This is a genomic window from Bradyrhizobium sp. 62 (genome assembly GCF_023073035.1).
Lineage (GTDB): Bacteria > Pseudomonadota > Alphaproteobacteria > Rhizobiales > Xanthobacteraceae > Bradyrhizobium.
Window position 1 is genome coordinate 23,465 of sequence record NZ_JADPIT010000014.1, and the last position, 2,206, is coordinate 25,670.

The 2,206-nt window shown below is 64.4% G+C and carries 5 protein-coding genes; 2 read left to right on the forward strand and 3 right to left on the reverse strand.

Annotation, left to right across the window (positions count from 1 at the left end):
- Positions 1-14 precede the first annotated feature (14 nt).
- From IVB47_RS08600 to IVB47_RS08610, 3 genes are all read right to left on the reverse strand, one after another.
- Positions 15-575 carry a hypothetical protein gene (locus IVB47_RS08600; RefSeq protein WP_247461022.1) on the reverse strand — a complete coding sequence of 187 codons (561 nt, stop codon included), beginning with the start codon at positions 573-575 and terminating at the stop codon, positions 15-17.
- A 155-nt stretch (positions 576-730) separates the two neighbouring features.
- Positions 731-988, reverse strand: coding sequence for a hypothetical protein (locus IVB47_RS08605; RefSeq protein WP_027514972.1), 258 nt, complete (start codon positions 986-988; stop codon positions 731-733).
- A 41-nt stretch (positions 989-1,029) separates the two neighbouring features.
- On the reverse strand, positions 1,030-1,311 hold the full coding sequence (locus IVB47_RS08610; RefSeq protein ID WP_247461360.1) for a hypothetical protein: 282 nt from the start codon (positions 1,309-1,311) through the stop codon (positions 1,030-1,032).
- Between the two features lie 155 nt (positions 1,312-1,466).
- On the opposite strand from IVB47_RS08610, the gene IVB47_RS08615 reads away from it, so the two are divergent.
- Together IVB47_RS08615 and leuD are read left to right on the forward strand one after the other, a co-directional pair.
- Positions 1,467-1,868 carry a metallopeptidase family protein gene (locus IVB47_RS08615; protein WP_247461025.1) on the forward strand — a complete coding sequence of 134 codons (402 nt, stop codon included), beginning with the start codon at positions 1,467-1,469 and terminating at the stop codon, positions 1,866-1,868.
- A gap of 89 nt (positions 1,869-1,957) precedes the next feature.
- Positions 1,958-2,206 (forward strand): 3-isopropylmalate dehydratase small subunit (gene leuD, locus IVB47_RS08620; protein WP_247461026.1); only part of this gene is annotated, 249 nt, incomplete at its 3' end.

Sequence of the window (2,206 nt, forward strand, 5' to 3'; positions counted from 1 at the left end):
AGCAGCAACTCACATCACCAATAGCGGTACGGATGGTGCCAGCGATGCCAGCGGCAGACGCGGCGCGGGCCGTAATAGGTCCAGATGACCCGGCAGCGGCGCGGATGGCTGTAATAGGGATAGTAGCCGCCATAGTAGCGCCGGTGGAAATGGCGATGGCCGTAATAGGCGGGGCGATAGATGCCGTAGCGATGGAATCCGCCTCCGCCATAATGGCGAACTCCGCCGTAGCGATAGCCGCCGCCATGAAAGGCGGGCGCGGCGCGGAAGCCACCCGCGTGGAAACCACCGCCGCGGAAGCCACCGATATGCCCTCCGCCACCGTGGAAGCCGCCTCCACCGTGGAAGCCGCCGCCATGACCGCCACCACCATGTCCACCGCCGCCGCCGCCGCCGCCGTGGCGAACCGGGATCACATCGCCACTTGCGGCCTTCGCCGCAGGCAACGCCGTCGGATTGATCGGGGTCATCGCCTCGGCAGGACGCGAGGTCCCGGCCGACAGCATCAGCGTCGCAGCAGCCGCAATCCCGAGCAAGCGCATCGGGCTTGCCGTGAGACCCAATATTCTCAGCATCGACTTCTCCCTGAATCTGGACAGCGGAGTTGCGACGCTCGCTCCCGGCGCGCGTCATCCCTGTTCATTGGCAGTCGCTCCCAAGATTAAATTAGGGACAGCGACGTGAATGCCTCATGAATGAACAACGGGCCCGACGTCGCGCCGCGACGTCGTCACCACGGCCCGAAGCCGAGCACGAACGGTGCGGGCACGCCGTAGGGATAAGGACGGTAGTAGACCGGGCGCGCGTAGTAATGCGGATCAGGACGCGGGGCGTATCGCACGACGTCGGACCGCACATGTCGGCGCCCGTCGAACACCGCGCGCCCGGCCGACGCGTCGGGCAGCTTCGTCACCCTGTGCGCAGCGGACGCGTGAGGCAGGCCTGCGGCAAGCCCGACAGCAACCGCCAATGCGAACCATCTCGTCATGAAGACCTCCGCCTCAGGCGCGCGACGGCATCGCGCTCGTATCAGCCCCGGCGCCAGTAGCAGCTCATATGCGGCACGATCACCGTGCCGCTGGGGCGATATTCCTGCACATAGGTGGCATTGCACTCGCGGACCGCATCGGGACCGGGATTGTAACGGGGATAGACGCCATCCGGACTGTAATAGGGCGTGACGCGCAGGCGCGCCGAGGGCCGCTTGCGCGGCGGCGGCAGATCGTCTCGCGACGCCGCCTGAGCCAGCCTGGTCCCGGGAGCCGCGGTCTGGGCCTCCGCGCCAATGCAAAACTGCGAAAACAACCCCATGCACAGTAGCGTCAGCGCTGTTTTCGCTCGCATTTTTCCGCCCATTTGAACGTCCACTTCGAGGCCCTACGCTCCCCGTTTTGACGGCGCCCGTCAACCTCGTCGCGCTTATAAAGCCGGATGCATCGCCGCGAAACCCACGCTATGACAAGCCCATGTGGACGGAATTGAAAGCGCCCTCGCTGGCCGAGATGGAAGCGATGGCGCACGAAGTGTCCGAACGCCTGCCGGCGGAGTTTCGAAGGCTGTGCGAGGGCGTGATCATCCGCGTCGACGACTTCCCGACCGAGGAAGTCCTGGACGAGATGGCATGCGAGAGCGAGTTCGACCTGCTCGGCCTGTTCCAAGGCGTCGGCCTGCCGCAGCAGAGTTTTGGCGACGTGGCGCGGCTGCCCAACATGGTCTGGCTCTACCGCCGGCCGATCCTGGACTATTGGGCCGAGCACGATGAAAGCCTCGGCCATATCGTCCGCCACGTCCTGATCCACGAGATCGGTCATCATTTCGGCCTGTCGGACGACGATATGACTGCGATCGAGACTCAAGAGCCCGGTTAGGCAGACGAGATCTGCCGAATTCGGCCTAGGATTTCCGCCCCGATCGCGATAAATACCGGTTCCCTAGACCACCCCGGGAAAGCGCAACCATGGACAAGTTCACCACGCTGGAAGGCGTCGCGGCGCCGCTGAAGATCATCAATGTCGACACCGACATGATCATTCCGAAGCAGTACCTCAAGACCATCAAGCGCACCGGCCTTGGCAAGGGGCTCTTCTCCGAGCAGCGCTACAAGGACGACGGCAGCGAGAATCCGGATTTCGTCCTCAACCAGCCCGCCTATCGCAATGCGAAGGTGCTGGTCGCCGGCGACAATTTCGGCTGCGGCTCGAGCCGC